Raw genomic sequence first — 26,185 nt, forward strand, 5'->3', positions numbered from 1 at the left:
TCATGGGCGCATGTGCGATCTTTGCCTTGCTGGCGTTGGTCCTAGTGTTTCTCACCGGCGAACAGGCGGGGCAACGGTGGGCTCGCCAAGCATGTTTTGTCACGAACGCAGGCAGGCAGAACGCAGGCAGGCAAAGCGCTGACAGGCAGAACGCTGGCAGGCAAAACGCAGGCGAGCAGCCGCAGAACTCCGAGCCAAACGGCATTTGTGACGTTCCCCTGCTATTGGAACTTATTGGTTCTGCCTGCGAGAGTGGACTCGCTATTCCGCGGGCGCTGAGACTGGTAGCGGAGATTTCAACGCCCCAAGTAGGGGTGAGCCTGTCTCAGGTGGTGGCTGGTTTGGAGATCGGGGCATCATGGGAACACGCTTGGGAAGGAGCCTCCCACCAAAGCGCGGTGGGAAGCATCCGTGATGCATTGAGCTTTGCGGCACTCACGGGTGCACCCGCGGCCCCACTACTTTATGCGGAGGCTGCCGCATGCCGGCGGGAGTCGCAACGAAATGCTGAGAAACGTGCTGCTGCATTGGGGGTGAAATTGGTGATTCCGTTGGGGCTATGTTCTCTTCCTGCTTTTGTGGTCTTGGGAATTATCCCTGTCGTAGTGGCCATGATCCCCGCACTATAGCGGCGCTCCCGTGGTTGATTGGCTAAATGCCTCCGATTCCGAACGTGAGTGCCGAGCAATCTGGGTGCTCCTTTCGACGCTGCTATGGTTGGCCGCATGGTGAAATTCCGGTTCTTGAGCCTCTTCGTCACGCTGCTTGCGAGCCTTGCCCTGGAAGGGTGCGCGACTCCCGTGATGTGCCCTGCAATTGGGTGGATTAACACTATTGACGTCAACCTCACCGGAAACGTAGCGGACATTGCATCGCTCGAGCTGTGCGTCGACGGTGTGTGTGCCGCGTCGAGTACCGTTCAGCAAATACCAGTTGAGTCGCTTCGTCGGGCGACGCTTGTGCCGACGGGACCTGCGAGTGCTCCGACGGGACTCACGACCGTTCCTCTGAATTTCTCCATCAACCGCATCGACCAACGGACGTGGCGAGCGTCGATGAGCATGGCGGCGCCTGCCACGCTCACCCTTCGCGCTCTGTCTTCAGCCCACAACGTGCTTGTGGAGCGGGAGATCGCACTCGAGTGGCGGCGTATGGGTGGTAGCGAGCAGTGCGGTGGCCCGAGTGAGGTCGGTCCCATCACCTTGGACATCCCGCTCTGACATACTCGAAGATGTTGGCCCGTGGTCTCATTCGGCACCGGAGCAGCGTTCCAACCGTTGAGAAAGGAACCAACCACCGTGGTCGACTACTCCAAGGTCCTTCCCGCTAATCTTCCGGTCCCCGTGGATGACGGGGCTGCCGATCACTTGGTAGGGCTTGCGTTGCCACAGCTGACGTTTTCTGCCACGGATAGCCGCGAGATAAATCTCGCTGAGCTTGGAAGTGGGCGGAACGTTGTCTACTTGTACCCGTTAACGGGTGTGCCAGGTACAGATTCGCCAGACGGGTGGGACGCTATCCCGGGTGCTCGTGGATGTTCTACGGAAGCGTGTGATTTCCGGGACCACTATAAAATACTCCAGGATGCTGGAGTGGAGAACGTTTTCGGGCTCTCCAGCCAGTCCTCGGACTATCAACTTGAAGTAGTCGAGAGGCTGAGTCTCCCTTTCCCCATGCTTTCAGATCCCAACTTTGCCCTCGCGGAAGCGCTGATGCTGCCGACCTTTCCGGCTCCAGGCTGTGATCGGCTCTACGCGCGCCTGACTTTGGTGATTAAGAGTGGTGTTATCGAGCACGTCTTCTACCCGATCTTTCCGCCCAATACCCACGCACAACAGGTAATAGATTGGTTGCGGGCTTGATTTTTTTTAGTGAGCCCGATCTTAAAGCCCGGATGAAGCATCGAATCCATGGCAAGGTGGGCAGATGACTCCTGCTCATGGATTTTCAGGCTTCTCTCGTCGCCCTCAGCCCATCAAACCTGGACCGGGTCAAGAATCGGTGTGGGACTACCCGCGGCCCCCTAGACTCCAGCAGCGATCGGAACGGATCGTCGTGAAACTTGGTGGACAAGTGATTGCAGACACCACCATGGCAGTGCGAGTTTTAGAGACGAGTCACCCGCCGGTCTACTACTTGCCGCTGGACGCATTCTGCGCCGCTGTACTCATACCGGTTCAAGGCACCAGCTTTTGCGAGTTCAAAGGGGTGGCGCACTACTTCGACGTCGTTGCCGGCGGCATCTTTGTCCCACGTGCTGCTTGGACGTACCCGGACCCTAGCCAGGGCTTCGAGGGACTGAGTACTCGTGTGGCACTCTACCCAAGTCAGATGGAGTCCTGCGAGGTCGACGGCGAGCAGGTCACCTTCCAAGAGGGCGACTTCTATGGCGGTTGGATCACCCCGCAGATAGTTGGCCCGTTTAAGGGTGGACCTGGCACGTCCGGGTGGTGAGCGCACTGACGGTAAACAGAGCCGATAGCGGCTGATTGAGTGGATGTGCCTACGTCTTAGAGGTCAAGAAGAACCCTGATCACCACGTAAGCGGCCACTCCGAAGACAAGGACAGCGAATCCGCGCTTAAGTGCCACCTCGGACAAAGATCGGCCGATTCGCCCTCCGACGTAGGAAGCGATCATGGCGGCACCGGCAAAGGCCCCCGTCAGTGCCCAGTCCATGTTCAGCTGCCCCAGGTGCGAAATGAATCCACCGACGGAGTTGATCACCACAATCACCAACGACGTCCCTACCGCCATGGACATCGGTAAACCAAGGATCAGGACCAGTGCCGGAACGATCAGGAATCCACCTCCAACACCCAATAGTCCGGTGAGAAAACCAACGACGATTCCTGTCCCGATGCCCTTGAGGAGGTAGCGCGGCCAATGAATGGTTCCGTCGGCGGCGCGGTGCCCGGTCGCCGCCGAGCTGATAGGTCGCAGCATCCACACCCCGGCGAGCACCATGATTGCTGCGAAGACGCTGAGGAGGAGTTGCTGATCGAGCATTGCGTTCACAGCTGTCCCGGCGAAGGCGGTCGTACCGCCGACTGCACCGATGATCAGCGCCAGCTTCCAGTCGACGTATCTTTGCAAGCGCGGTAGGACGGCGGCCGTGGAGGAGGCGCCAACGACGACTAAGGACGTCGGTATTGCCGCGGACAGTGGCATCCCTACCCCATAGACCAGGGCCGGCACTGCGATGATCGATCCACCCCCGCCTACGAGCCCCAGCAAGCCACCGACCAGCACGCCGAAGGCCAATGCGGTAAGGATCACTGAAAGCTACTCTGCATGATGCTTCGCCCAGGCGGCATAGCTACCTTCGAGTTCGACGACGTCGTAGCCGGCATGACGGAGCATACTGGCTACGACCGAACTGCGTACGCCGCTCTGGCAATACGTCACAATAGTTCCGTCGGAGGGGAGTCTGTCCAGATTCCACAGAACCCGCCCCCCATGTAACTGCTCTGAGTCGGGCAGATGCCCATTGGCATGTTCGGACTTGGCCCGGACGTCAAGCAGCAACGACTTCTCGAAATTGGCCACCTCGTCAGGCTGTACCAACCGTGGGGTTTCCTGTGGCAGTCCATCGAGCGTGGTGACGTATCCGGCGACGTCGTCGATGCCCACCCGAATTAGGTGGTCCCACATCTCCCGTGCAGAATTCGGGCCGGAGGCCAGTAGAACGAGCGGGCGGGCGTCATGTTCGGGGTCGATTACCCACGCACCATAGGTGGCCATCGACTTGATTGCCGGGATGTTCAATGCTCCGGTGACACTGACATCATGGACCTCCGCTTGCCCACGCGTGTCCACAAAAGTCACTTCATGTGCGGCCAGTGAAGCAGCTACATCTTTCGGGAAAAGTTCGGGCAGCGGCTTCCGCTCACCGATCACCTTGGGCCCGGCCACATTCTGGCGTTTCATCCGCCCGAAGTAAGCCGGTGCGTCTGGCTGACCATCGAGCAACTCGGTGACAAACCCTTCCTCGTCGTCGGCTATCAGGTATGGCCCCCACCAAGCATGAAGACGTTCGTAGCCCACAGTGCTTGAAGGGACGGAGCCAAGCGCCTTGCCGCACGCGCTGCCGGCACCATGGGCTGGGTGAACCTGCACGTAGTCAGGCAAGGCGAGAAATTTCTCCCGCAAGCTCGAAAACATCTGCTTCGCCCCGACGAAGCGGGTGTCAATGCCGCCGGCTGCCTCGTCGAGAAGGTCAGGCCGACCTAAATCGCCACAGAAGACGAAGTCCCCGGTCAAGGCATATCCGGGCTCGTCGGCGAACGCGCCGTCGGTGACGAGGAACATCAGGTGCTCTGGTGTGTGACCCGGAGTGTGCACTGCGGTGAGAGTGATGTTCCCCAACTTGACGGTGTCGCCGTCGAGCAATTGTTTGGCCTGAAAAGCATAGAGCCAGTCCGGTCCGCCCTCGCCGGATACGTACAGAGCAGCCCCGGTGGCCGCTGCGAGTTCGCGGGAGCCGGAGAGATAATCGGCATGGACGTGGGTCTCAGTCACAGCCGTGATTTTCAACTGGTTGGTGGCAGCGATGTCTTGGTACACGGCGATGTCACGGCGGGCATCGACAACCACGGCTTCGCCGGTCACCTGGCAGCCGATCACATAGCTGGCCTGGGCTAGATCGGTGTCGTAAATACGTTCAAAGAACATGGTGGTACTCCTGTCGTGGTGTTCGAACTGAAGCTAAGCGCGACCCTTGAGGATCAGATTCCAATACATGAAGGGCAGCCCATAACGTTTGAGATACCACATGTCTCGGCGAGCGTGGGTGGTATCGATCAGCGGGATGCTCGGTGCTGGACGCATGCTGTAGTCAAATTCCGCCAGCAGCATTTTGTGCCGTGAGGTTGTCAGTGGGCAGGATGCGTAGCCGTCATATTTGGCTGGTGGTGCTGTGGTATCCATGGCTGCCAGCAGGTTCTCAACCAGCACGGGGGCCTGCTTGCGAATTGCAGCACCGGTCTTGGAATTAGGGCTCGAACCCGCATCACCTAAGGCGAAAACATCCTGGTAGCGGACGTGCCGCAAGGTGTGCTTATCGATCTCGACGTAGCCGCCAGGGCTCGCAGGGTCTGCGAGTGCGCTGTTCTTGAGCCAATCCGGAGCCGACTGTGGCGGGACAGTATGCAGCATGTCGTAGCCGAGTTCCTCACTGGCCTTAGTTACATTTTCACGAATGCTAACCGTCTTGGCGGTGGAATCGATGGCGGTAACTTCACTGTTGAAGCGGACTTCTATGCCATAGTCGGCAACTACGCGATCGAGTTCTTCGGAAAATTCTTTGACTCCGAACATGCCAGGTGTTGGCAGCACCATAACCATGCGGATATCTTTCAAAACCCCCTGCTTCCTCCAGTAGTCGGCGGCTAAGTAGGCGATCTTCTGGGGCGCACCGGCGCATTTGATTGGCCCCGAGGGCATTGTGAAAACGGCGGTTCCTGAGCGCAGGCCACGGATCAGATTCCAGGTTTTAGGTGCCAGGTCAAAGCGGTAATTACTCGAGACGGCCGGGGTCTTCAAGGCATCGGGGAGCCCCGCCAACTTCTCCCAGTCGAGCTGGATCCCCGGGCAGACAACCAGGTAGTCGTACCCAACGACGGCCCCGGAGGCCAGGGAAACGGTCTTGGCATCGGGGTCTACGGCAGTGGCGGAGTCCTTGAGCCAAGCGACGCCCTGAGGCATCACCGAAGCTTGGGAGCGCACCGATTCGCGGACTTTGGCCCGGCCGCCACCAACGAGAGTCCACAGTGGCTGGTAATAGTGCTTGTCATGGGGCTCGACGACGGCGATGTCGTCTTGGCCGGCGTTGCGCAGCCGTGCGGCAACACTTAGTCCGGCATTTCCTCCGCCGATGATCAGGATGCGATGGTGCAAGGCCATACGATTCGTCTCCACTTCGTTCGGAGTTCCCGCTGGCGCTCTCAAGCGTCGAGAACGTTCCGAGTAGTAAGGAAAATACCTTAGACCCTAATGTACGTACATTTACGCATTCAGGGAAGCCCCTAGCAGGGAAAGAGGCTGGTGGAGGTGAGAGTGAGCTTGCGCTAGGGAGTAAAAACTGGTCCAGAAGGATACGAGGTGGTGACGGTGAAACGGTCGCCGCGGATGAGGGTTTCGCGCCACTCAACTGCCGTCTCCCCGGCCAAACCGAGGCGTTCGATGAAGAAGACAGCGGTTGCCGGTGCGCACTTGAGCCGGCTAGATTGCTCGGCATCGGCAGCTACGGCATGTAATGTTTCATGCCCTGCGCTGAGTGTTATTCCACAGCGGCTCTGCAGGACTTCGTAGAGCGCCGTATGACTTAGATCCGCGTCCAATACCGCTGCGGCGACCGTGGCTGGGAGCCATGTATCATCTACCGCGATGACATCGTTGTCGGCATAACGGGTACGCGAGATGAACACCAGTTCGGCGTCTGTCTCTAATCCCAAACGTGCAGCGACTTCAGCGGACCGGCGCAGTTCGGCTAAGTCCATGACGCTGCGTTGCGTCATGCCCGCACTTTCGACGGCGGCGAAAAGGCTATAGACAGGGCCGAAGCGCTGCTCGTTCACCACATTCACCAAGGCAGATGGCTTACCCCTGTGGGCAGAGAGCAGACCGGCCCGACGGAGGGGTGCCAGCGCTGATCTGATAGTTGCCCGGCTGACGCCGTATTCGTCAACCAGTGCCATTTCTCCAGGAAAACCGGCCGCGAATTCACCGCCGTCGATCCGTTCCTTGATCTGGTCCTGAACCGATTGCCACAGCGGGACTTTACGCTTTTGAAGCTGAGTGTCCCGCTGTTGGTTGGTCATAGTTTCCTCATGTTGTTCGCCCAGGTTCCCTCCAACCATACGGAACCTTTGCGGTCTAGCCACAGCCACTGGTTGCCATTGATGATGCTACCGCTGCTCCGAGAACTGGGCCAGTTTAGGCGTCGTTGCAAGTCTTCTCGGGGTTCCCGGTTCGAAGTAGCTCGTGTTGTCTGATGCCAGGCAGCCCTGGCACAAGTCCTAGGAGAACAACGATGAGCGCAAGCTCAAACGTCCCTGTGGAGAAATAGAGCATTTGCGACCAGCATGGCGGTGCTTCCACCCACGGCTGAGATGGCGTTAAAAATGACCACGACAACCAGACTTTTCCAAGCAAAATTTCTCAGACCATTTGCTCGCATACTGTCATCGCTTTCGTCTAGAGTGCTGCCCCCGATGTGTGGTTCCAGTAAGAGCACTTAGCCGCATATTATGTGCGGGCGCGTGTTTGGGTGAGAGTCGAAGGTCTTCCCCTATGAATGATCAGGATTCGAACGATTATGGGTTTGCGCATCCATATTGAGGTTTAGCGGGCAGGTCGTCTGTGCAAGAGTGAACGGCATGACTTTAGACGAGGAACTCGATGCGATCTTTACGGCCAGAGATCGGAGCAATATGGCACCCACTCTCGATGTTCTGTTGGCGCTACACGCTTCTAATCCTGAGAATGCGAGGGTGCTCTACGAGGTTGGCGGGGCCTATGACACGGCTGGCCAAGAAAAGTCGGCTCTGGAATTTTATGAAAGTGCACTCGCTGCTGGGCTAGAGGGTGATCTGCTTCGGCGTTGCTACGTTCAATACGGATCAACGTTGCGCAATGTGGGCGAGTATGAGAAGTCCCTTGAGGTCTTCGCGACAGCGCGCAATACATTTCCGCAGTCCCCGGCGCTGGGATTTTTTGAAGCCATCACACTGCATGCTGCGGGTCATCAAAACCAATCCATTGCGTCGCTGCTTGACATAGTGGTGAGCTTCATCCATACGCCTGACATTGAGAGATACAAGCCAGCCATCAGTGGAAACGCGGGGTACATTCGTTCGCTGAAATCGACTCCCGCAAAAGGAAATGTTCGGTAGATAATTGTGGCGGAAGGCTGGGGCCAAGGCTCGCCAACAGTGCGCGGAGTCCTGGCAGATGTTGTGAATCGAGGCGTCCCTCCATGGGGAGCGTTACCCATGGCTAAGGGTGGGCACGTTCCTTAGACTCGGCAGAGAGTTCACTTTTGAGCTTTCGTTATCTCGTTGCACGCACAAAGGATTCCAACATGAAGAAGTCAAGCTTCCGCCCGCGGCTCGCATCATTGACCCTAACGTGTGGTCTGTTGCTAGGCGCGAGTGTTGCCGTAGCTCCAGCCTCCTCAGCTTCCATCCCGGGGTTCACCTCATGGCCGAAGGTAAGCTATGCGGCCTGCGCGTATTGGAAGAACCAGTATTCGCAAAAGGGGTACTTGACCACAGCCTGCACCTCCTTCCCCGGCAATACTTGGAGCTTTGACTACAAGCGCGAACGCGTCTGAGGAGAGGGCAAAATACTGGTGCTTCTTCGCTGTTCACTACTCGGATCTGGTGGCCGCCTAGTTTTAGGTCTGTGGCGTTTAGGGTGGAATGTATGACGAGTCCGGATTTACGCGAATGGCCACCGAGTGAGCGTAGATATCGTCGTTCCGAGGTCACTGTGGTGGTGGGCAGCGGTGATGATGCGTGGGCGAGGATCGCCCGGGAGGTGCTCCTCTGGAAAGTAAAGACTTCCAGTGGCTTTACCGTGAACTCCGCGGTACCAGTCACGTCTGGAGAGAGGGTAATGGTCACGGCGAAGCTACTGGGGGTGCGGATCGTTGAGCCCGTTGAGGTGGTATTCGTCCTCAAAGAGTCAGACCGCGTCGGATTCGCCTACAAAACCCTGCCAGGGCATCCGGTATCTGGCGAGGAAGCGTTCATCGTGCATCGGCACGGCGAAGAAGTTCGTCTGAGTATTCGTTCACTCACCAGAGCGGCGCCGCAGCAACCTTGGCGTTCACTCTACCCACTGTTACTCGTGGCGCAGCAAATAGTCCGCAGACGATATATGCGTGCATTGCGCTAGATACTCTCGTTCAGGATTCTGAGGGTCCGAGAATTCATGATCTGAATATGGCTGCTCGTTAGTCCTCGGGAATTTCAGAGGCATCAGGCCAAATTTCCGTGTGCGGGTTCGAGTCGGGTTTGGGCCCTTCAAGCCCTTCCGGGGTCTGTGCTGCTCCAACAGGGAAAGGCCAAAAACCGTTGAATTTACCCGAACCAAATTTCATGCGTCCAAATCCTCTGTCAATGGGCAGCGCGCCGCCTTCAATAGTGGGAGGGGCTCCCTCCCACAGAGATACTTCGGAGTGGATGCGTACTTGGATTGAAATGTGCGCATTTTAGATAGGAAAAGCTGGGGGGTTCTCTTAGAGAAATAGCTTGAAGCCCACATGAGTTGCTGCGAACCCGAGCCGTTCATAGAATCTATGCGCATCCTCGCGCTTTTTGTCACTCGTCAACTGAACCAAGGCAGCGCCTCTTCGTCTCCCCTCGGCCACTGCCCAGTCCAGCATCGCTGACCCCAGACCGATGCCACGCAGCTTCGCCGCCACCCGGACAGCTTCCACGGTGAGGCGGGTTGCTCCTAACCGGGACAGCCCAGACACTCTACATGTACACCTCACAGTCTGCTTGGGACATAAAATCAAACTTTTTTAGGGTCGAACCATGAAAGAATCGACCCCGTCAAGTCACCTGAAACAGGTAGGACTCCGATTTAGACTTTTGTTTGTACCAAGTGCGTGTGAATCCCAGATGGATTCGAGAGTAATCTGCTGATGCGCGAATTGGGGCCCAACTGTAACAGAGGCAGTCAGCTAACGTGGAATGGCGACGGGCCGTTAGCGTAGATCACTCGTCGATTCCTAGGGTGTTGTGGGCAGTGTTCACTCATCGACTGACACGGAGGGAGATCATCGCAGGGTCCAGGTAGCCCGTTTCTATGGTGAGCTAGGGCCGTGTCACATCCTCGAAGCAATATGTTGGTTGATTAGAGGAGTTGCTGGTGTTGCGTAGACGATTGTCGATTTCGGATCGGGCGGGCATCGTCGTCGGTGTCCTGGCTGGCACGTCAGATCGGTGCTGATCTTGGCCGGGACTAGACGATCATTTGGCGCGAAGGTGGACGGAATTTGACGAAGACCCGCGGCTATCGCCCCGTGAGCGCACACTTTGCAGCTGAGAGCCGCAGCAAACGTCCGCAGGCACGGAAGATTGAGATGGATCTGGTCCTTGCAGCCCCGGATGAAGGCAGATTTGGCCGTGTCCAGGACACCGCGGCAGATCGCTGGCGTTTGTGTTTGCAAGCCACAGACGACAGCGTTGAGATCATGACGAAATCATCTGATGCCGAAGGTCGTACGGTGTCCCACTAGGCTTTTCGTTCGGTGGATTTACGCCCTGCCTAAGCGTGAGCTGGCTAAGCCAGGGATCCTGCTCCAGTCGCGTGCGACGGGGACCTTGTTGTCGGCAAGGGCGGGAAGAGTGCCTTCGCGACTAGGGTCGAGAAGCACGGCAGGTTTTTGGGTTTTGCTGGGCTTGCCTGAAGGCAAAAAAGCTGCTGGATTCGCCAACGCCCTCATTAATCGGGTCAACGACCTGCCAGCCTTGGTGCGCGGTTCCATGGCCAAAGGATCAGGCTACCGAGATGGCCCGCCATGCCCAGCTGACACTTGCCACGGACGTGCAGGTGTACTTCGCCCACCCTCTCTCACCATGGGAGCGACCCTCCATCGAGAACACGAACTGTCTCATCCGGGAGTTACTCTCCAAGGGGCATCGAGCTCACCGATCATCAACCCTATCTGGACTCCAGCGCCGACGAGCTCAACAACCGGCCCGCGCCGTCCTAGGGTTGCTCATGCCACGGGAAGTGTTCACCAAACTACTCAACGCCAACGGTGCTAAGACGGCTTGACGCCGCCCAGCACATTATCTAAGTCTTCAATATCGAGCACGCTTTCGGACTATTAATTTCTCCTTCCCATATTTCAACCGATCAGAGTTAGTCGGGTCGATAACCAGTATTATCGCGTTCTGTCCAGGGCGACTAACTCTCGCTGACTGCACCACTCCCCAGAAACTTGTTGCTTCGAGGGTGTGACACCGCTGAGCGTATCCGCAAAAGATCCGTTCAGATATAGCGAACCGTACTAAAGGTCTCTAGCCGCGCGATTCCTTAATGTGCCCAGACCTTCGGCCTTCTCGCGGACAGCCTGACCCACTTTTTGACCTTCCATTGTACGCCTGATGGTGACGCCTGGCGCGCGACGGCGGCCCGGTTAACAGCCCGGGATTCGAAGGCGCAATCATGGCGCTAGACTTATGCGGTTATATCGAGGATTATCATATTTTCTGGGGGAAATCAGTTATGAGTTATTACAATAGTTCCGCGCCCACAAAGCGTCGTTGGCGGCCCACAATTTCTTTTTGGATCTCTGCTTCCATCAGTGTGGCCCTGATGCTGCTCTTTGCACTTGTAGGATACTTTGGCGTCGGTCTCCTGTTCTTTGCTATTTGGCTCGGATTGGCCGCACTCTACTCGTTCGTGTTCAACCGGAGGTCTTGGATAGGATTGCCGCATAGGAAGGCGGCAGCAATTGCCGTTGGTGGTGGCTTCGCCTTATTTATCCTTAGTATCGTGATCTTGTTATCAATGGGGCCCGTTGAATCGAACACCAAGCTGGCCGATTCCATATCGAAACAGTCAGCCATTTCTACTGCCTCCACGCCTGTTGTGACCTCGACCCCGCCCACCGCCAAGAAAATCGTGGCCTTGAGTTCGTGCAGCACCGCGGCCATTTCAAGCACCGATGTCGGTACCGTATTCGTGTGCACGTTGGACAAAGGAGGGCATCTAGTTTGGATGGACGAAACAACGTCCAAGAAAGTTGTCGCTGAAGCTAAAACGGCCGCAGACAAGTTGATCTCTGACAAAGCGATTGCGGATCAGGTTGCTGCTCAGGTTGCTGCGGATCAGGTTGCTGCTCAGGTTGCTGCGGATCAGGTTGCTGCTCAGGTTGCTGCGGATCAGGTTACTGCGGATCAGGCAGCAGCCAAAAAGGCCGCTGCACCTGCACCTGCACCAGGCGGAGGCGCCACGGCCCTCTGCAATGACGGGACCCTGTCTTTTTCGGCTACCCACAAAGGAAGCTGCTCCAAACACCATGGGGTTGCAGTTTGGTATAAGTAACCTTGAAGAAACTAAAAGCCCCCGGTCATCTTGATCGGGGGCTATTTTGCAGAGGCCAGCATTCCCGTTGGGAACAGGCACAGTGCAAAATAGCGACTGTCAGGAAAACGTTGGTTGTTCTTTTGACATCCACTGAAATTGAAACTGCCTAGGCTCAAGCGGTATCACCGAAGCTACGTCCATTTTTCGTCTAGACGTAAGGAAATCATGGTGTAGTTTGCCTCGATCGCCCAGTCCAAACGACCTTTAGAATCACTAATAGAATGAACTTTCTGCCCATGGAACTCTTTCTGATCAAGTAGGTAATGAGCGAGAAGGAAGGTCGTCCGCTGATTATTTTAGGGTGTTTGTTTCTGCCTTGTCTGGCCGATCAGAAAGCCATTCCCATGCAGAGGCCATTGAAGTTCTCCTAAGGTTAGCGAGGCGGTTCTCTGTATTTGTATCGAGGCAGGTGCGGAGAAATTCCAGTCAGCCTAGAGTCGCCAACGCGATATATTTAGCCACAACCTGGAGCTGGTTCTCCTCCGCATTGGTAGTTTTGGGAACCGGCGGTGTCAAGCCGTCTTAGCAACATCCTCGTTGAGTAGCTTGGTGAATACTTCTCGTGGTGTGAGGAATCCCAGGACGCCACGGGGGCGGTCGTTGAGTTCGTCCGCGATGGAGTCCAGGTAGGGTTGGTGGCTTGTCAGTTCGATGCCCTTTGGCAGGTACTCCCTGATCAGCCCGTTCGTGTTCTCATTCGAGGATCGCCCCCAGGGTGAGTGGGGGTGGGCGAAGTACACCGGCAAGTCCGTGGCCAGCGTGAGTTGGGGCGTGGCGGGCCATCTCGGTGCCTTGATCCCAGGTCAATGAACCACGCATCCACGCCGGCAGGTCATTGACCCGGTTGATGAGAACATCAGCGAGACCAGCAGCCTTCTTGCCCTCGGGCAGACCCAGCATGATCAAGAACCTGCTGTTCCTCTCGACCAGGGTTGCGATTTCGCTCTTGCTGCCCTTGCCGACCACCAGATCCCCTTCCCACGCGCCAGGGACACGGCGATCAGCTGCTTCCTCGGGCCGGTCATCTATGCTGGCCATCCCGATGATCCTCCCGCCCGTACGCTCTCCCAATGGCTTCACGGATTTACGTTTCGTGCGCTTGGATTGCAGCAAGATTCCTGACTTGGCCAGCTCGCCTTTGGGAAAGGCGTAGATCCACCTGTCGAAAAGCCTCGTGGGAGACGGTGCGGCCTTCGGTGTCGGGTGATTTCGTCATGGTCTCAACGCTGGCGTCTGTGGCTTCCAAACGCAAACGACCTTACGATCTGCCGCGGCGTCCTAGACCTGGCCAGATCAGCCCTCACACGTGCAGCCAAGACCGGATCCGTCTCGATCTTCCTAGCCTGCGGACGGCAGCGCCGGCGCTCAGCAGCACAGTCGGCACTCACAGGCCAGTAGCCACGAGTCTTCGTCGAATTCCTGTGGCGTTCGCGCCAAATGATGGAGTGGTTACGGCCAAGATCCGCACCGATCTGACGATCCGTTTTGCCAGCCTGGATGCCTACGGCAATGTCCGCCCGATCCGAAAACGACAACGCCCTACGCCCCGCCAGCAACTCCCCTATTCAACCAACTTGTTGCTTCGAGGGTATGACACCGCCACCCGTCCCTTTGGTAAGATAAAATACGCACCTTACCTGGATTAAAATACCTTCATCGGCCCCGGCCAGCGAGGATGCGTTCCGTCGTCGAGAACGTGCAGCACTAAGTCTCTCTGATCATCAATGCTAACCTCTGCTACTAAGCGTCCAAGCGCAACGCAACCATCCGATCGTCCATACCCACAAGCCTATGTGGGTCCTGTCCGTAAACATCTTGAGTTACGACATGGTTATGCTGCCGTCCGCAGCCCCCTTCGTCCTTTAGCCACGAAGTAGCCTTTGGCGTCCATGTTCAGTCCCTCTACGTCCTGGACAGATACGCCCTGAGGATGAATCGTAAGCGAGAAGACTTCACAAGAACTAACGACTGCATCACGGACGGATACCAGCGAATTGCGCGAAATCTTTGACTCGCTGAGAAGCGGGAGAAGGCTTCGAGGATTTCGTTGGGCTCGATCAGGCCAAGTTCCGGAACGTGGTTCTAAATTTCCACGCGCATAGGCGGGTAATGGTTATCCATTCATCATTGCAGGAATCCCCATCTTGCTCCCGCCGGATGTGGTGCCGGCGTGCATCGACTCCTGAACTACGGTGATTCACACAACTCGGGCGATTATTCATACGGGTAATATGTCGCTGCTAAAATGTCCGGTTGTTAGCGGCGTCGGATTACTACCTATCTTCTTCTTAGTATAATAAACCGGTTTAGCTCGATCGAGATACGAATAAGTCTTTCAATGTGCCAAAGCTGGACGCCATCAACGTCTGGAAATTTGCTCGTCATTTCGTCGTATTTTGTGTGCCAACGAATTTTCTGATGCCCGGACTTCGTTGTCTTTAACGGCGCGTGCAATTCGGAGGTCGTTTCGTGTCGCCAGCTTTACCTGTCCTTTAAGCGGTGATTGGCTAAGACCTTGATACTCGCGTGGTCCTGGCTAGTACGGCTGTAGATTAACGCTTTTCCCCATTCTGCGAGTGAAGGTTCTGTTGCTTTGAAGGCTGCTTGATACGGTGCCCATTGTTCCGGAGCAGCTGAGCCCTCGGTCTGTCGAAGGGGATCGTTAGCCAAGAGTTCAATGATGTGTTCGACGTCGGATGCCGTGGCACGCCGTAGGCCGAAGTCTTTGCCGGAGAAGGTGAAAGTCGCCAAGTTCATGGACACATCTTTACACGCCAATGAGTGCCCCAGCTGCTATGCGTGTGATGGGCGATCATTTGGCGACTTAAGCAATTTAAAATGCCGCCCAGCACGCTGCGGGGTTGAGCGTCTTCAGTCCAAAAAGAAGAGCCCCCTCCACAGGGACAGCCAGGACCGGGCTCACCCACAAAATGCCAATCAGCCCTTTTGGTCTCCCACTAATCAGTGAAATGTTGATGTCAGGTGGTCGAAAAAGACACGGGAGCAAGCAACGGCTAGCAGTAGCTGAGCACAATTTAGGGAGCGGACATGAGACGCAATGAAGTGGTCGTAAGACAGGCAGCGCGGATAGAAAGTAGTGGGCATGAGAATGTCCGGGAGATTTTTCCCGGCGCCGCCAGCTTGATCCCGGTGACCCGCAGGCGGCGGCTGGCCGCTTTCCGAGAGTTCGGGGCGGAAGCTGGCATGGCGACGGCAGAATACGCGATAGCCACGCTTGCTGCCGTCGGATTTGCCGGCCTTCTGGTGGTAATCCTCAAAAGCGATGAGGTTCGGGGGTTCTTACTAAATATCATTCGTTCGGCCCTGAGCTTTTAGCGTCCCCTGACATGCTTTTCGGCAGGTGGCGGTACAGATGAAGACGAAACGCAGCACGTCTAAGCAGTCGCTGAGCGTAGCCGCAGCTAGGGTTCGGGGCTCGGTGACAGCGGAGTTCGCCGTGCTGCTCCCTGCTGTCACAGTCTTGCTAGCCATATTTCTATTCGCTGCCGCCGCAGGCATTTTGCAACTGAGGTTGGAGGAGGGTGCCAGAGCAGGTGCCCGCGCACTAGCGAGGGGTGAGAGTACCGAACAGGCCATCGGGACCGCTAACCATGTATCAGGTGGAGACGTTGTCGTTACGGTGGATTTAGTGGACGGTTTTGCGGCTGTCACTCTCACCGGCCGGGTATCAGGAGTATTGTCTGCGCTACTTCCTTGGCCACAAACGGCGCGGGCTATCGCCAAGATCGAAAACTACGCCAGCACGGCCCAAAGCGATGCGAAACAACCGGGCACAATAACTGCCAAAACCGGCTTATGGCGTTGGGTCAACTCATCCAACGAGGAAGTCGACGCAGCGGATTTGTTTGGTGCTATCTCCTGTGATCGCTTAGCCGGATACCTATGGACGGCGGAGCCGGATCTAGTCGTAGTGAGGCTGAAGTGAGGTCGTAGTGAGATTGTGGTGGTGTTATGAAACGTGGTGAATATAGGGAAGAGGAGCCACTGGCTGGTTCACCCACAGAGCGTGAGAGGGGCTCCGGAACAGTTCTGGCTGCTGGGCTGGCCTTGGCCGTCATCTTGCTGTTGGCGGGAGTTTTGGGTCTGGGCCAGGCCAGTACGGCAGCCGCGCAAGCCGCCACCGCAGCAGACTTGGCAGCGCTCGCAGCGGCAGACGCCGCCCGCGGGCTTAGCGCTGGGGACCCCTGCAGCATTGCCGCTGACATTGCTCAACGCTACGGAGCTCAAATTTCAAGGTGCCAAGTACAGGGCCATAACCTTGACACCGTCCAGGTGGAGTTGACGATCCTATCCGGCCTGCCGTGGAAAGCCTATGGGAAAGCACGGGCCGGACCGCCTCCGGACGATGTTCTGCCGGGACGTTCTGCCAGGAAAGCCGTTGTGACGGACGTCAATTAGCGTGCGCGAGTAGGGTATCGATCAGCAACACTGCCCCGCCCTTGTCCAGAGGATTGTTCTTGTTGCCGCACTTTGGCGACTGCACACAGGATGGACAGCCGGAATCGCATTCGCAAGCGCTGATTGCGTCACGCGTGGCCCTGAGCCAGGTGCGCGCCATTGTGAACCCGCGTTCGGCGAACCCGGCGCCGCCTGGGTGGCCGTCGTACACAAAGATAGTGGGTTGGCCGGTGTCGGCATGGTTGGCAGTAGACACTCCGCCAACGTCCCAGCGGTCGCTGGAGGCGACCAGAGGGAGTAAACCGATCGCGGCGTGCTCGGCGGCATGCAAAGCTCCAGGGAACTGCGGTTCCACAAGCCCGCCGTCGATCAACGTTCGGTTGTCCATCGTGAACCACACTGCTTTGGTGAACAGGTCCCGGGCACCGAGCTCTAGGGGTTCCTCGCCCAATACTTCATTGGAAATGAATGCCTTACGTTGAAAGGAGACCACTTGAGTGGTGACCTGAACTTCGCCAAAATGCATCTCCACTGGTCCCCAGGTCTCGTGTTGGAGTGATTCCAACACGGCAATCGCAGTGACGTCCCGGGCAGTGGTGTAGTAGTCGGGGCTGCCCTTGCGCACTAATGCGCAGTGGTCTTGTTCATTGAGTTCTTGGACAATATATGGTTCGCCCTGATGAACGTACACGGCGCCTTGGTGCGCCTGATAGTGCGACTGGGGAGAGTCCATGGTGCCCAACAATGCGCCGGTATCAGAGTCGATGATATTGATGGGCCCGCCACCATCGGCGCGTAGATTTACCATGGCGGCAGCGCTTTGTGGATGTGTCCAGAACCAGCCACCGGGGCGTTTACGAAGGTAGCCTTCCGCCACTAACTGTCCCAGTACCTTTACGGTGTTTTCGGGAAACAGGGGAAGGTCTTCTGACGTCAGTGGCAGCTCGGCAGCAGCGGCGCACAAGTGCGGGCCCAAAACGTAGGGGTTGGAGGGGTCAAATACTGTGGCTTCCACCGGGACGTCAAAGATTGCCTCCGGATGGTGCACCAGATAAGTGTCGAGAGGGTCATCACTGGCTATGAACGCAGCTAGGGCGTCCTGACCAGCACGCCCGGCCCTGCCAATCTGCTGGAATAAAGATGCTCGGGTTCCTGGCCAGCCAGCCACCAGGACAGCGTCAAGCCCGGAGATATCGATTCCCAGCTCCAAGGCGGACGTGCTCGATACGCCAAGAAGCTCTCCAGATCGTAGAGCTTTCTCCAATGCTCGACGTTCTTCAGGCAGATATCCGGAACGGTAGGCGGCCACTCGTGCGGGCAAGCTGGAGTCCACGTCTGCCAACAACCGCCGGGTTGTACTCGCTATTGTCTCCGCACCGCGCCGGGACTTGATAAACGCAATGGTGCGTACCCGGGCGGCAACCAGATTTGCCAGCAAGTCGGATGTTTCGGCGAGTGCGGTGCGCCGTGACTTGGCACCGTTTTCACCCTTGAAATCAGTGAGCTCTGGTTCCCAGAACGCGACCGTTGTGGCTCCGTGCGGTGAGTCGTCCTGGGTGAAAGTCACAGCGGGTGCGCCGATCAGGCGTGCAAACGATTCTCCAGGATCGCTGGACGTCGCTGAAGCCCCAATGAAAATGGGATCGGCTCCATAATGGGCGCAGATGCGCCGCAGCCGGCGCATGAGCACAGCCACATGGGAGCCAAAGACTCCCCGATAACTGTGGGCTTCGTCAATGACCACATATTTGAGCCTGCGGAAGAATCTGGCCCACCACGTGTGATTTGGCAGTACACCAAAGTGGATCATATCCGGGTTGCACAAGACAAAGTTGGCGTGATCGCGAATCCATCGGCGATCAGCAGGGGCGGTGTCGCCGTCGTAGGTGGCAGCGCGCAATGTGGGTAGATGAAGGGACGTCAGCGCGGCCAGCTGATCAGCTGCCAACGCCTTCGTCGGGGAGAGATACAAGGCCACGGCGCCGTCGTCCTCTAGCTTGCCTGGGTTCTCCACCACACGTAGCCCGGCCCGGTGCACAGCATCAACAGCAGGCAGTTGGTAGGCCAGTGACTTCCCGGAGGCTGTCCCCGTGGCAATGACTACGTGATTGCCACAATGGGCGGCTTCCGCCGCGAGTATTTGGTGCCGCCAGGGCGTGTCGACACCCAATAAACCGTATGCTGCCACCAGATCTGGGTGAACCCAATCAGGCCATGGTGCACTTACTGCTTGGCGGGCAGGAATTCTGTGGACATGCTGCAACTGGCCCGGGGACGCGCCCCGGCCCAAGAGAGAGATGAGGGAATTATCTGCGGGCACAACTTCATTGTGTCACCGCGCTCAGACGGCTCGCTGTGCCAAGGCCCTCATCGGACCGGGGCCGCTCATTGCTCAGGCGGCTGGCTGCGCCGTGATGCTCGAGAGTCCAACGCCTATCACCGGTCAGCGGCCATCTTCGCTAGTCGTGCGCGGGGGACTAACACGGTGACGGAAGTGGTGCTGCGCCAGCCCATCTTGTAGTACAGCCGCTGCCCGTCTGTGCTTGCCAGGAGCAGGCCTGTCGTCACAGGGAACTCCTTGGCGCGGGCCGTCAGGGATTGCATGAGAGCCCGGCCATAACCGAGGCGCCGATGAGAGGGGTGTGTTTCAATTTGGTCAAAAACTGCATAGTCGCCGTAGACGGCTACTTTGCCACTGGCCAGGACCGTCTTACCCCGGACTATGGAACCGGCAAAGCGAGCACGGCAGGAGGAGGCCACGCGCTTACCTCCCAGTGGACTGACATTGAGCACAAGCTCAGGATCTCCCAGAAAAGCATCTTGACTGTCCTGACTGTCCATCCGCACAGTCATCAACTGCTCGGAAGTGGAGAGCAAGCCTAGCCCGGCCGCGTGTGCTTGCTTGACGTAACGGTGGATGTCCGGCCCTAGAACGCACAGTGCACGCTGCTCGGCGAGGACTACTTCAGCGGCCAAAATGGCGAAAGGGGCGGGCGCGGGATCGCAGATAAAGTACTCCCAGTCCCCGCTGCGGTCCGTGCGCAAGGCGGCGTGGTACCCGGTGTCAAAGGAAGTCCGGTAACTTCTCAGCGCGGTCCAACCGGCAAACCACGCGTCCAAAAGTTCCGTCAGCTCCGTAGAACCAGATGTCATGCCTCCAGCCTATGCTGAACAGCGCTCTACCGCTTCCTGGCCCGGCGCCAAAGCTATACCTAAATACCCATAATTATTTTTGTTGTGGTGCGACTGGAACGGAATGTGAGTATTTGGACAGTGCCCGTACGCTTAAATACGTGGCGTTGAACAAAATTGTGCTCTTTTACGGCTTTACCCCAGTACTGGATCCGGACGCGGTGCGGCTGTGGCAGCGCGCCCTCTGCGAGAAACTGAACCTCAGGGGGAGAATCCTCCTGTCCAAGGACGGCATTAATGCCACCGTGGGAGGGGACATCAAGGATCTCAAGCAGTACCTGAAAACCACGCGCGAGTACGCCGGGTTCAAAAACATTGACATCAAATGGTCCGACGGCACAGGTGAGGACTTTCCCCGTCTGAGCGTGAAAGTTCGTGACGAGATTGTTAGTTTTGGTGCTCCCGGTGAGCTGAAAGTCGATGAAAACGGTGTAGTAGGCGGCGGCACGCATCTCAAACCAGAAGAACTTCACGAGCTCGTGGCCAACAAAAAATCTGCCGGCGAAGAGGTCGTCTTCTTTGACGGACGCAATGCCTTCGAAGCTCAGATCGGCAAGTTCAAGAACGCAGTGGTCCCCGACGTTGCCACCACGCATGACTTCATCAAGGAACTGGACTCCGGCAAATATGATGACCTCAAAGATAAACCGGTGGTCACCTATTGCACCGGCGGGATCCGCTGTGAGGTACTGAGTTCCTTGATGGTGAACCGGGGTTTCAAAGAGGTCTACCAAATGGACGGTGGGATCGTCCGTTATGGAGAAACCTTCAAGGACAAGGGCCTATGGGAGGGATCGCTCTACGTCTTCGACAAACGCATGCATATGGAATTTAGCGAGGACGCCACAACAGTGGGCCGCTGCATTCGCTGCAATAATCCCAGCAACAAATTTGAAAACTGTTCCAACCCCAGCTGCCGCAACCTGAACTTGTACTGCACCGAGTGCTCCGCGCATCCGTCCACCCTGCAATGCCCGCAGGGCTGTACGGACTGATCCAGTACGTCAAGGCTCGACGTCGGCCCTGCCGCGGGTGCCAGAGCCAGGCTCGAGCGGTGCGCCGGGGAACCGACTCGATAGGCTGGTCCAATGAATGACTTCGCCACTGTTCCCGACGCTCCGCAAAGCGACTCGATGGCTCTCCTGAACGCACTTGCCGCTGACCTTACGGCCTTGAAATACACTGTGGACGGCGTTTCGGCATTGCTAGGTTCTGAAGCCAGCGATGCCCTAGGCCGGGACCAGATCGTCCCGGCGCTGCTGGCCCTGCAATTTAGTACCAACCCCCTGGCTACGGTCGTGCGGCTTTGGCTGCTGGCCGAAGATGTCACAGCCGACGCGCTGGCGGCCGCGTTGCCAGGGATTTCGCTGGCGCAGTTGATCGCCCTTGGGCTGATTGTTCCCGTCCCCGGCGGTGCCAGTCTCCCCGACCCAGCGAATCTCTCCGGCGCCGCCACCATCCGCGCCGTCGTTGACCTTCGCCCCTACGGGTGGCCGGGAGAAACAAGCGAGCTGGCTGGAACCGATCTGTGGGTAGCCAGCGACCTCGGAGCCCACCAGCGTCCCGGCGTTCTGCGACGAGATCATGTGCTCGGAATCGGCCAAGCATCGCTGACGCTGGCGCAGTGCACTATTCGGCGGGTGGTCGGCCGGGCATTGGACTTGGGAACCGGCTGCGGCATCCAGCTCTTCCATCTGCTCCACCACGCCAGCACCGTGGTCGCCACAGACATCTCCGTCCGCGCGCTCGCCTTCACACGCTTCAACCTGCTCCTAAACGCCGCAGCATTGGGTCTCTCAGAAACCGACCTTGACGCAGGGAACCCGAACGCGCGGGTCTCCCTTCGCCTGGGAAGCCTCCTAGCGCCCGTGGTTGGGGAAAAGTTTGATCTGGTGGTTTCCAACCCCCCATTTGTTATCACCCCGCGCCACCTGGGCGAACAGTCCGTAGACCAGTTCACGTACCGAGACGGTGGACTCGCTGGCGACGCGATTGTGGAAACCCTCGTGAGGGAGTTGCCTGCCGTCCTGGCACCCGGCGGAATTGCGCAGATGTTGGGTAACTGGGAAGTGGTGGAACAGGAGAACTCTGCGGGAGAGAAAGAAGCGGTGTGGCGCACCCGCCCTATGCAGTGGTCCCCGGATGGCGTCCAGGCATGGTTTATCCAACGCGAACAGGTCAGTCCGCCCGCCTATGCGGAGACTTGGTTGCAGGATGCCTCACAGGGACGTCAGCAAAACGACTACCTGCGTGCTTACACCGACTATATGCACGATTTTGCCTCCCGTCAGGTTGTCGGGATCGGCTTTGGCTACATCCTCTTACGCCGGTCCGAGCGTCAGGGAGGTCTGCCGACCGAAAGCCACTTCGAGGAGATTCTCTACCCCATTGAACAGCCGATCGGGTCTTACTTGGCTGCGACCCTTGACCGTGAACAGTGGCTTTCGGCCCATGAATCGCTCTGGTTGGAGCGGCTGGTAGTGGCGGAGGACGTGACCGAGGAACGCCACCAAAAGCCAGGTGCCGAACACCCCGGAGTGATCTTGCTACGTCAAGGCGCCGGACTACGGCGCACCAACTTGATGAGTACCGAATTGGCCGGCTTTGTCTCTGCCAGCGATGGCGAACTGTCGGCAGGCCAGCTGATAACCGCGCTCGCAGCTTTACTAGAACGCGACGACGCCGCCTTTGCCCACTCGCTGGAAGCTGAAGTACGCAATCTTGTCCGGGATGGGTTCCTGTTACCAGCGGACCCGTTCTACACGAGCGGACACGTGTCATGATCCTCTCTCACAACGCACCATGGTGGGCCATCCTGCTTTGCCTTGCGGCCGCCGTCGTACTTCCGACTTTAATTGGTTTGGAACGACAGATTAACAATAAATCTGCCGGAATGCGCACACATGCCCTCGTCGGTCTGGGCGCGGCACTGTTCATGGTGGTGAGCAAATATGGATTTTCCGATGTGCTTGAGGTAGACATTGTCCGGCTTGACCCGTCACGGGTGGCTGCACAGATTGTGACGGGCATCGGTTTCATCGGTGCCGGGTTGGTGTTTGTGCGCAGAAACAAGGTGCGCGGACTGACTACGGCCTCCTCCATCTGGCTCACGGCCGCCGTGGGTTCTGCTGCCGGCGCAGGGCTGGTGCTGCCGGCGGCGTTTGCTACCGGCGCTTATTTCCTGGTGGTGGTGGTGTACGCCAAGGTGATAGCGCGGCTTCGAGTGTCAGGACGGCGCTATCACGCTCTGCAAGTCACTTACGAGGATGGGACGGGGGCGTTGCGGGAAATTTTACAACGCTGCACGAGCCTTGGATTTCAGATTCAGGGCTTTACCACCAGTCCGCTGGAACACCGGGACAGTGGCTTGTTGGGTCGCGGATTGAAGGATCATGCCGAAGTCAACGGGGCAAATCTAATTGAAGTTGAGCTGGAAATCGAAGGCCTTGCACCACGCAGCACGCTCTTGGCGGAACTCTCCGCACTACCCACCGTCAAGGCCATTTCCCTTGATGATGAGAACGAATAGACAGGGCCCCTAAGCCCGTGAAGAACAGGCCCAACTAGTGCCCGGTTTCCCTCCTAATACATGTTCAGGGTAAATATATGGTGAACTAGGCACATGGGGGCGCCGTTCGCCCACCGTCCATTTTCTGTAGGAGTACCGTGCCAAGCAAGGCAGCCAGCAAGCCAAAGACAGGCAAAAAGCTCGTCATCGTAGAGTCACCGGCCAAGAGCAAAACTATTGCGAAATACTTGGGCGAGGGCTTTGTTGTGGAAGCTTCCATTGGACACATACGTGACCTGCCTCAGCCCTCAGACCTGCCCGCGGAACTGAAAAAGTCACCGATCGGCAAGTTTGCGGTGGACCTAGAAAACGGTTTCAAACCGTACTACGTCATCTCCCCGGACAAGAAAAAGACGGTAGCCCAGCTCAAGGCGCAGCTCAAAGATGCCGACGAACTCTACCTCGCAACTGATGGGGACCGTGAAGGCGAAGCCATCGCGTGGCACCTGTTGGAGGTACTTAAACCCAAAGTGCCCGTGCACCGGATGACCTTTGCTGAAATCACCAAGGAGTCCCTCCAGCGTGCCTTGGGAAATCTGCGCGAGTTGGACACCGACTTGGTCGATGCCCAGGAAACCCGCCGTGTTCTGGACCGCTTGTACGGATATGAGATTTCTCCAGTGCTGTGGCGGAAGGTTTCTCGCGGGCTTTCAGCTGGCCGAGTCCAATCTGTTGTGACTCGCATGGTGGTGGAGCGTGAGCGCGAACGTATGGCGTTCCGTTCTGCCGGATACTGGGATTTGGCGGGAACTTTCATTCCGGACGCCGCCGCGGGGGAGAAGTTCAGTGCCAAACTGGCTTCCCTGGACGGGTTGCGCGTAGCCTCCGGACGGGACTTCAACGACAAGGGCGAGCTCACTGGAAAGAACGTTGCGCACCTGGACGAAGCCAGGGCTAGGGCTCTAGCACAGGGTCTGGCGCAGGCAGACTTTGCCGTGCGGGCCGTAGAACACAAACCGTATACACGCCGGCCTGCCGCTCCGTTCACGACTTCCACACTTCAGCAGGAGGCCGGGCGCAAGCTGCGCTTCTCCTCAAAGTCGACCATGCAGACGGCTCAGCGCCTGTATGAAAACGGTTACATCACGTATATGCGTACCGATTCCTCCGCCTTGAGTGAGGAAGCGGTCAGCGCCGCTCGCCGTCAGGCGTCGGAACTATATGGGCCCGAATTCATCCCAGCTGCCAAGCGCGTCTACGCCAACAAGAGTTCAAATGCCCAAGAAGCGCACGAGGCCATCCGCCCCGCAGGTGATTCTTTCCGCACTCCGGCTCAAGTGGCTAGTGCCCTGCGCGGGGACGAATTTAAGCTCTACGAGCTGATTTGGAAGCGTACGGTTGCCTCGCAGATGGCGGATGCCAAGGGTTCAACGGCGACCATCAAGTTAGGTGCCACAGCGGAAGATGGAGCGGATGCTGAATTTTCCGCCTCCGGGACCGTCATCACGTTCCGAGGCTTTATGGCAGCCTACGAGGAAGGCCGTGACGAGTCACGCGAGGACTCTGAGGACTCCAGCCGCCGTCTGCCTAACGTCAAGGCGAAGGACGCGCTGACGGCCGCCGAGGTCACAGCCAACGGGCACGAGACGTCTCCGCCGCCACGCTTCACCGAGGCGTCGCTGACCAAGGAGATGGAAGAACGGGATATCGGACGCCCGTCCACGTATGCGTCTACGTTGTCCACGATCATGGATCGCGGCTATGTTCGCAAACAAGGTTCGGCGCTGATCCCCACTTGGATCGCGTTCTCCGTCATTCGCCTGCTGGAGCAGCATTTCACCTCCTACGTGGATTACGAGTTCACGGCGGGCATGGAGACAGGCTTGGACCGGATCGCTCACGGCGAGGACAAGGGTTCTGACTGGCTGCGCCATTTCTACTTTGGCGACGGTGCTGACGGGGGCGACGACGGCCTCTTCGGAATTGTGAACAACTTGGGTGAAATCGATGCCCGGGACATCAACTCCATCGCCATCACGGACACTTTGATGCTGCGCGTGGGCAAATTTGGTCCGTACCTTGAGTCCACTGTCCCCACAGTTGACCCGAAGACCGGGGAGATTATTGAAGCCGCTCGAGCCAACGTCCCTGAAGATCTGGCCCCAGATGAGCTAACGCCCGCCAAGGCACAAGAGCTGATGGAAACGGCCGCACCCGAGGAACGGGTGCTGGGTGTGGACCCCGGCACGAACCGCACGGTGGTGGCCAAGAACGGGCGCTATGGCCCGTATGTTACCGAAGTAATCCCCGAGCTGACCGAGGAAGAGATCGCTAACCAGCCGGTGGAGTACTACAAGAACGGCAAGCCTAAACCGCCGAAAAAGCCAGTGAAGGAGAAGCCGCGAACAGGGTCGCTCTTTAAAACCATGAGCGTGGACACGGTTACGCTGGAGCAGGCTCTAGATATCATGAGCCTGCCCCGGGTATTGGGAGCAGATGCGGACGGTGCGGAGATCACCGTACAGAATGGACGGTTTGGTCCCTACCTAAAGAAAGGTTCGGATTCACGTTCCATTGCCAGCGAGGACGAAATCTTCACGATCACCCTCGATGCCGCACTGGAAATCTACTCCCAGCCCAAGCAGCGTGGGGCCCGAGCCGCGGTGGCACCTCTTGCGGAGTTTGGCGACGACCCCGTGTCAGAGAAGAAGATCGTGGTGAAAGAAGGTCGCTTTGGCCCCTACATCACCGACGGTATTACGAACATCACTGTGCCCCGGGGCACAGACGTTGAAGAACTGACACGGGAAATCGCGATCGAGCTGCTGGCGGACAAGCGTGAACGCGGTCCAATCAAGCGAACAGCCAAAACGGCCGCTAAGAAGGCTCCAGCTAAGAAGCCGGCGGCGAAGAAGAAAGTTAGCGCTAAGTAATCGTTGCTCAACGGCCCAGATTT

At 57.6% G+C, this 26,185-nt stretch carries 26 protein-coding genes and 1 pseudogene; 17 read left to right on the forward strand and 10 right to left on the reverse strand.

Annotated elements, in window-relative coordinates; all coding sequences use genetic code 11:
• Nucleotides 1-2: 2 nt before the first annotated feature.
• The 4 genes from LOH53_RS06785 to LOH53_RS06800 all read left to right on the forward strand — a co-directional run bounded on the left by LOH53_RS06785 (nt 3) and on the right by LOH53_RS06800 (nt 2,454).
• The gene (locus LOH53_RS06785) at nt 3-629 is read left to right on the forward strand and encodes a type II secretion system F family protein (RefSeq protein ID WP_230066976.1); all 627 of its coding nucleotides are present in this window, start codon (nt 3-5) and stop codon (nt 627-629) included.
• A gap of 96 nt (nt 630-725) precedes the next feature.
• Complete coding sequence (locus LOH53_RS06790) at nt 726-1,220, forward strand: hypothetical protein (RefSeq protein ID WP_230066977.1); 495 nt, start codon at nt 726-728, stop codon at nt 1,218-1,220.
• A gap of 57 nt (nt 1,221-1,277) precedes the next feature.
• Entirely contained in the window at nt 1,278-1,862 is a 585-nt protein-coding gene (locus LOH53_RS06795; RefSeq protein WP_230066978.1) for a peroxiredoxin, read from the forward strand.
• 64 nt (nt 1,863-1,926) lie between these two features.
• The gene (locus LOH53_RS06800) at nt 1,927-2,454 is read left to right on the forward strand and encodes a DUF427 domain-containing protein (protein ID WP_230066979.1); all 528 of its coding nucleotides are present in this window, start codon (nt 1,927-1,929) and stop codon (nt 2,452-2,454) included.
• 56 nt (nt 2,455-2,510) lie between these two features.
• Here LOH53_RS06800 and LOH53_RS06805 read toward each other — a convergent pair whose 3' ends face one another.
• From LOH53_RS06805 to LOH53_RS06820, 4 genes are all read right to left on the reverse strand, one after another.
• The gene (locus LOH53_RS06805; RefSeq protein ID WP_230066980.1) at nt 2,511-3,278 is read right to left on the reverse strand and encodes a sulfite exporter TauE/SafE family protein; all 768 of its coding nucleotides are present in this window, start codon (nt 3,276-3,278) and stop codon (nt 2,511-2,513) included.
• Nucleotides 3,279-3,284: 6 nt separating this feature from the next.
• A complete protein-coding gene (locus LOH53_RS06810) occupies nt 3,285-4,673 on the reverse strand; it encodes an MBL fold metallo-hydrolase (protein ID WP_230066981.1) in 1,389 nt (462 codons plus the stop codon).
• A 33-nt stretch (nt 4,674-4,706) separates the two neighbouring features.
• The gene (locus LOH53_RS06815; RefSeq protein WP_230066982.1) at nt 4,707-5,903 is read right to left on the reverse strand and encodes an NAD(P)/FAD-dependent oxidoreductase; all 1,197 of its coding nucleotides are present in this window, start codon (nt 5,901-5,903) and stop codon (nt 4,707-4,709) included.
• Between the two features lie 164 nt (nt 5,904-6,067).
• Complete coding sequence (locus LOH53_RS06820; RefSeq protein ID WP_230066983.1) at nt 6,068-6,820, reverse strand: GntR family transcriptional regulator; 753 nt, start codon at nt 6,818-6,820, stop codon at nt 6,068-6,070.
• Between the two features lie 558 nt (nt 6,821-7,378).
• Between LOH53_RS06820 and LOH53_RS06825 the strand changes: the two genes are divergently transcribed.
• From LOH53_RS06825 to LOH53_RS06835, 3 genes are all read left to right on the forward strand, one after another.
• A complete protein-coding gene (locus tag LOH53_RS06825) occupies nt 7,379-7,894 on the forward strand; it encodes a tetratricopeptide repeat protein (protein ID WP_230066984.1) in 516 nt (171 codons plus the stop codon).
• A gap of 188 nt (nt 7,895-8,082) precedes the next feature.
• A complete protein-coding gene (locus LOH53_RS06830; RefSeq protein WP_230066985.1) occupies nt 8,083-8,334 on the forward strand; it encodes a hypothetical protein in 252 nt (83 codons plus the stop codon).
• Between the two features lie 92 nt (nt 8,335-8,426).
• Nucleotides 8,427-8,900 (forward strand): DUF1990 family protein, encoded by a 474-nt coding sequence (locus LOH53_RS06835; RefSeq protein WP_230066986.1) that lies wholly within the window; start codon nt 8,427-8,429, stop codon nt 8,898-8,900.
• A gap of 58 nt (nt 8,901-8,958) precedes the next feature.
• On the opposite strand, the gene LOH53_RS06840 is transcribed toward LOH53_RS06835, so the two are convergent.
• Both LOH53_RS06840 and LOH53_RS06845 read right to left on the reverse strand, forming a co-directional pair.
• Entirely contained in the window at nt 8,959-9,105 is a 147-nt protein-coding gene (locus tag LOH53_RS06840) for a hypothetical protein (RefSeq protein ID WP_230066987.1), read from the reverse strand.
• A gap of 138 nt (nt 9,106-9,243) precedes the next feature.
• Nucleotides 9,244-9,483 (reverse strand): GNAT family N-acetyltransferase, encoded by a 240-nt coding sequence (locus LOH53_RS06845; RefSeq protein ID WP_230066988.1) that lies wholly within the window; start codon nt 9,481-9,483, stop codon nt 9,244-9,246.
• A 525-nt stretch (nt 9,484-10,008) separates the two neighbouring features.
• On the opposite strand from LOH53_RS06845, the gene LOH53_RS06850 reads away from it, so the two are divergent.
• From LOH53_RS06850 to LOH53_RS06860, 3 genes are all read left to right on the forward strand, one after another.
• Nucleotides 10,009-10,251: a hypothetical protein gene (locus LOH53_RS06850; RefSeq protein ID WP_230066989.1), complete on the forward strand. Its 243-nt coding sequence runs from the start codon at nt 10,009-10,011 to the stop codon at nt 10,249-10,251.
• A 272-nt stretch (nt 10,252-10,523) separates the two neighbouring features.
• Nucleotides 10,524-10,793 carry a hypothetical protein gene (locus tag LOH53_RS06855; RefSeq protein WP_230066990.1) on the forward strand — a complete coding sequence of 90 codons (270 nt, stop codon included), beginning with the start codon at nt 10,524-10,526 and terminating at the stop codon, nt 10,791-10,793.
• Nucleotides 10,794-11,246: 453 nt separating this feature from the next.
• Nucleotides 11,247-12,068, forward strand: coding sequence for a DUF3761 domain-containing protein (locus tag LOH53_RS06860; RefSeq protein ID WP_230066991.1), 822 nt, complete (start codon nt 11,247-11,249; stop codon nt 12,066-12,068).
• 554 nt (nt 12,069-12,622) lie between these two features.
• On the opposite strand, the pseudogene LOH53_RS17050 reads toward LOH53_RS06860, so the two are convergent.
• Together LOH53_RS17050 and LOH53_RS06875 are read right to left on the reverse strand one after the other, a co-directional pair.
• Nucleotides 12,623-13,663: pseudogene (locus LOH53_RS17050) on the reverse strand (IS30 family transposase).
• A 928-nt stretch (nt 13,664-14,591) separates the two neighbouring features.
• Nucleotides 14,592-14,867: a hypothetical protein gene (locus LOH53_RS06875; RefSeq protein WP_230066994.1), complete on the reverse strand. Its 276-nt coding sequence runs from the start codon at nt 14,865-14,867 to the stop codon at nt 14,592-14,594.
• A gap of 291 nt (nt 14,868-15,158) precedes the next feature.
• Here LOH53_RS06875 and LOH53_RS06880 point away from each other — a divergent pair, with 291 nt between their 5' ends.
• The 3 genes from LOH53_RS06880 to LOH53_RS06890 are packed head-to-tail and all read left to right on the forward strand — an operon-like array spanning nt 15,159 to nt 16,529.
• Nucleotides 15,159-15,446, forward strand: coding sequence for a DUF4244 domain-containing protein (locus tag LOH53_RS06880; protein ID WP_230066995.1), 288 nt, complete (start codon nt 15,159-15,161; stop codon nt 15,444-15,446).
• 37 nt (nt 15,447-15,483) lie between these two features.
• On the forward strand, nt 15,484-16,056 hold the full coding sequence (locus tag LOH53_RS06885; RefSeq protein WP_230066996.1) for a TadE family type IV pilus minor pilin: 573 nt from the start codon (nt 15,484-15,486) through the stop codon (nt 16,054-16,056).
• Nucleotides 16,057-16,082: 26 nt separating this feature from the next.
• Nucleotides 16,083-16,529 carry an Rv3654c family TadE-like protein gene (locus tag LOH53_RS06890; protein WP_230066997.1) on the forward strand — a complete coding sequence of 149 codons (447 nt, stop codon included), beginning with the start codon at nt 16,083-16,085 and terminating at the stop codon, nt 16,527-16,529.
• On the opposite strand, the gene LOH53_RS06895 is transcribed toward LOH53_RS06890, so the two are convergent.
• Together LOH53_RS06895 and LOH53_RS06900 are read right to left on the reverse strand one after the other, a co-directional pair.
• The gene (locus LOH53_RS06895; RefSeq protein ID WP_230066998.1) at nt 16,522-18,849 is read right to left on the reverse strand and encodes a DEAD/DEAH box helicase; all 2,328 of its coding nucleotides are present in this window, start codon (nt 18,847-18,849) and stop codon (nt 16,522-16,524) included. The two genes, LOH53_RS06890 and LOH53_RS06895, sit on opposite strands and share 8 nt — an antisense overlap.
• Before the next feature lie 116 nt (nt 18,850-18,965).
• On the reverse strand, nt 18,966-19,682 hold the full coding sequence (locus tag LOH53_RS06900) for a GNAT family N-acetyltransferase (RefSeq protein WP_230066999.1): 717 nt from the start codon (nt 19,680-19,682) through the stop codon (nt 18,966-18,968).
• Nucleotides 19,683-19,822: 140 nt separating this feature from the next.
• Here LOH53_RS06900 and trhO point away from each other — a divergent pair, with 140 nt between their 5' ends.
• The 4 genes from trhO (at nt 19,823) to topA (ending at nt 26,162) form a co-directional block, all read left to right on the forward strand.
• A complete protein-coding gene (gene trhO, locus LOH53_RS06905; protein WP_230067000.1) occupies nt 19,823-20,716 on the forward strand; it encodes an oxygen-dependent tRNA uridine(34) hydroxylase TrhO in 894 nt (297 codons plus the stop codon).
• Nucleotides 20,717-20,809: 93 nt separating this feature from the next.
• Nucleotides 20,810-22,504, forward strand: a complete 1,695-nt coding sequence (locus LOH53_RS06910) for a DUF7059 domain-containing protein (RefSeq protein WP_230067001.1) — start codon at nt 20,810-20,812, stop codon at nt 22,502-22,504.
• Nucleotides 22,501-23,250, forward strand: a complete 750-nt coding sequence (locus LOH53_RS06915; RefSeq protein WP_230067002.1) for an MgtC/SapB family protein — start codon at nt 22,501-22,503, stop codon at nt 23,248-23,250. Before LOH53_RS06910 ends, LOH53_RS06915 begins: the two co-directional genes overlap by 4 nt.
• Nucleotides 23,251-23,387: 137 nt before the next feature.
• The gene (topA, locus tag LOH53_RS06920) at nt 23,388-26,162 is read left to right on the forward strand and encodes a type I DNA topoisomerase (RefSeq protein WP_230067003.1); all 2,775 of its coding nucleotides are present in this window, start codon (nt 23,388-23,390) and stop codon (nt 26,160-26,162) included.
• The last annotated feature ends 23 nt before the right edge of the window (nt 26,163-26,185 follow it).

The sequence above is a fragment of the Arthrobacter cryoconiti genome, assembly GCF_020905375.1.
Lineage (GTDB): Bacteria > Actinomycetota > Actinomycetes > Actinomycetales > Micrococcaceae > Specibacter > Specibacter cryoconiti.

Excerpts from the sequence above, each read along its gene's own strand:
- LOH53_RS06790 (WP_230066977.1), top strand. The coding sequence starts at position 726 with ATGGTGAAATTCCGGTTCTTGAGCCTCTTCGTCACGCTGCTTGCGAGC.
- LOH53_RS06840 (WP_230066987.1), bottom strand. The coding sequence starts at position 9,105 with ATGAAATTTGGTTCGGGTAAATTCAACGGTTTTTGGCCTTTCCCTGTT.
- LOH53_RS06835 (WP_230066986.1), top strand. The coding sequence starts at position 8,427 with ATGACGAGTCCGGATTTACGCGAATGGCCACCGAGTGAGCGTAGATAT.
- LOH53_RS06900 (WP_230066999.1), bottom strand. The coding sequence starts at position 19,682 with ATGACATCTGGTTCTACGGAGCTGACGGAACTTTTGGACGCGTGGTTT.
- LOH53_RS06915 (WP_230067002.1), top strand. The coding sequence starts at position 22,501 with ATGATCCTCTCTCACAACGCACCATGGTGGGCCATCCTGCTTTGCCTT.
- LOH53_RS06825 (WP_230066984.1), top strand. The coding sequence starts at position 7,379 with ATGACTTTAGACGAGGAACTCGATGCGATCTTTACGGCCAGAGATCGG.
- LOH53_RS06800 (WP_230066979.1), top strand. The coding sequence starts at position 1,927 with ATGACTCCTGCTCATGGATTTTCAGGCTTCTCTCGTCGCCCTCAGCCC.
- LOH53_RS06910 (WP_230067001.1), top strand. The coding sequence starts at position 20,810 with ATGAATGACTTCGCCACTGTTCCCGACGCTCCGCAAAGCGACTCGATG.
- LOH53_RS06830 (WP_230066985.1), top strand. The coding sequence starts at position 8,083 with ATGAAGAAGTCAAGCTTCCGCCCGCGGCTCGCATCATTGACCCTAACG.
- LOH53_RS06885 (WP_230066996.1), top strand. The coding sequence starts at position 15,484 with ATGAAGACGAAACGCAGCACGTCTAAGCAGTCGCTGAGCGTAGCCGCA.
- LOH53_RS06890 (WP_230066997.1), top strand. The coding sequence starts at position 16,083 with ATGAAACGTGGTGAATATAGGGAAGAGGAGCCACTGGCTGGTTCACCC.
- LOH53_RS06875 (WP_230066994.1), bottom strand. The coding sequence starts at position 14,867 with ATGAACTTGGCGACTTTCACCTTCTCCGGCAAAGACTTCGGCCTACGG.
- LOH53_RS06820 (WP_230066983.1), bottom strand. The coding sequence starts at position 6,820 with ATGACCAACCAACAGCGGGACACTCAGCTTCAAAAGCGTAAAGTCCCG.
- LOH53_RS06815 (WP_230066982.1), bottom strand. The coding sequence starts at position 5,903 with ATGGCCTTGCACCATCGCATCCTGATCATCGGCGGAGGAAATGCCGGA.
- LOH53_RS06880 (WP_230066995.1), top strand. The coding sequence starts at position 15,159 with ATGAGACGCAATGAAGTGGTCGTAAGACAGGCAGCGCGGATAGAAAGT.
- LOH53_RS06810 (WP_230066981.1), bottom strand. The coding sequence starts at position 4,673 with ATGTTCTTTGAACGTATTTACGACACCGATCTAGCCCAGGCCAGCTAT.
- LOH53_RS06855 (WP_230066990.1), top strand. The coding sequence starts at position 10,524 with ATGGCCCGCCATGCCCAGCTGACACTTGCCACGGACGTGCAGGTGTAC.
- LOH53_RS06860 (WP_230066991.1), top strand. The coding sequence starts at position 11,247 with ATGAGTTATTACAATAGTTCCGCGCCCACAAAGCGTCGTTGGCGGCCC.
- LOH53_RS06785 (WP_230066976.1), top strand. The coding sequence starts at position 3 with ATGGGCGCATGTGCGATCTTTGCCTTGCTGGCGTTGGTCCTAGTGTTT.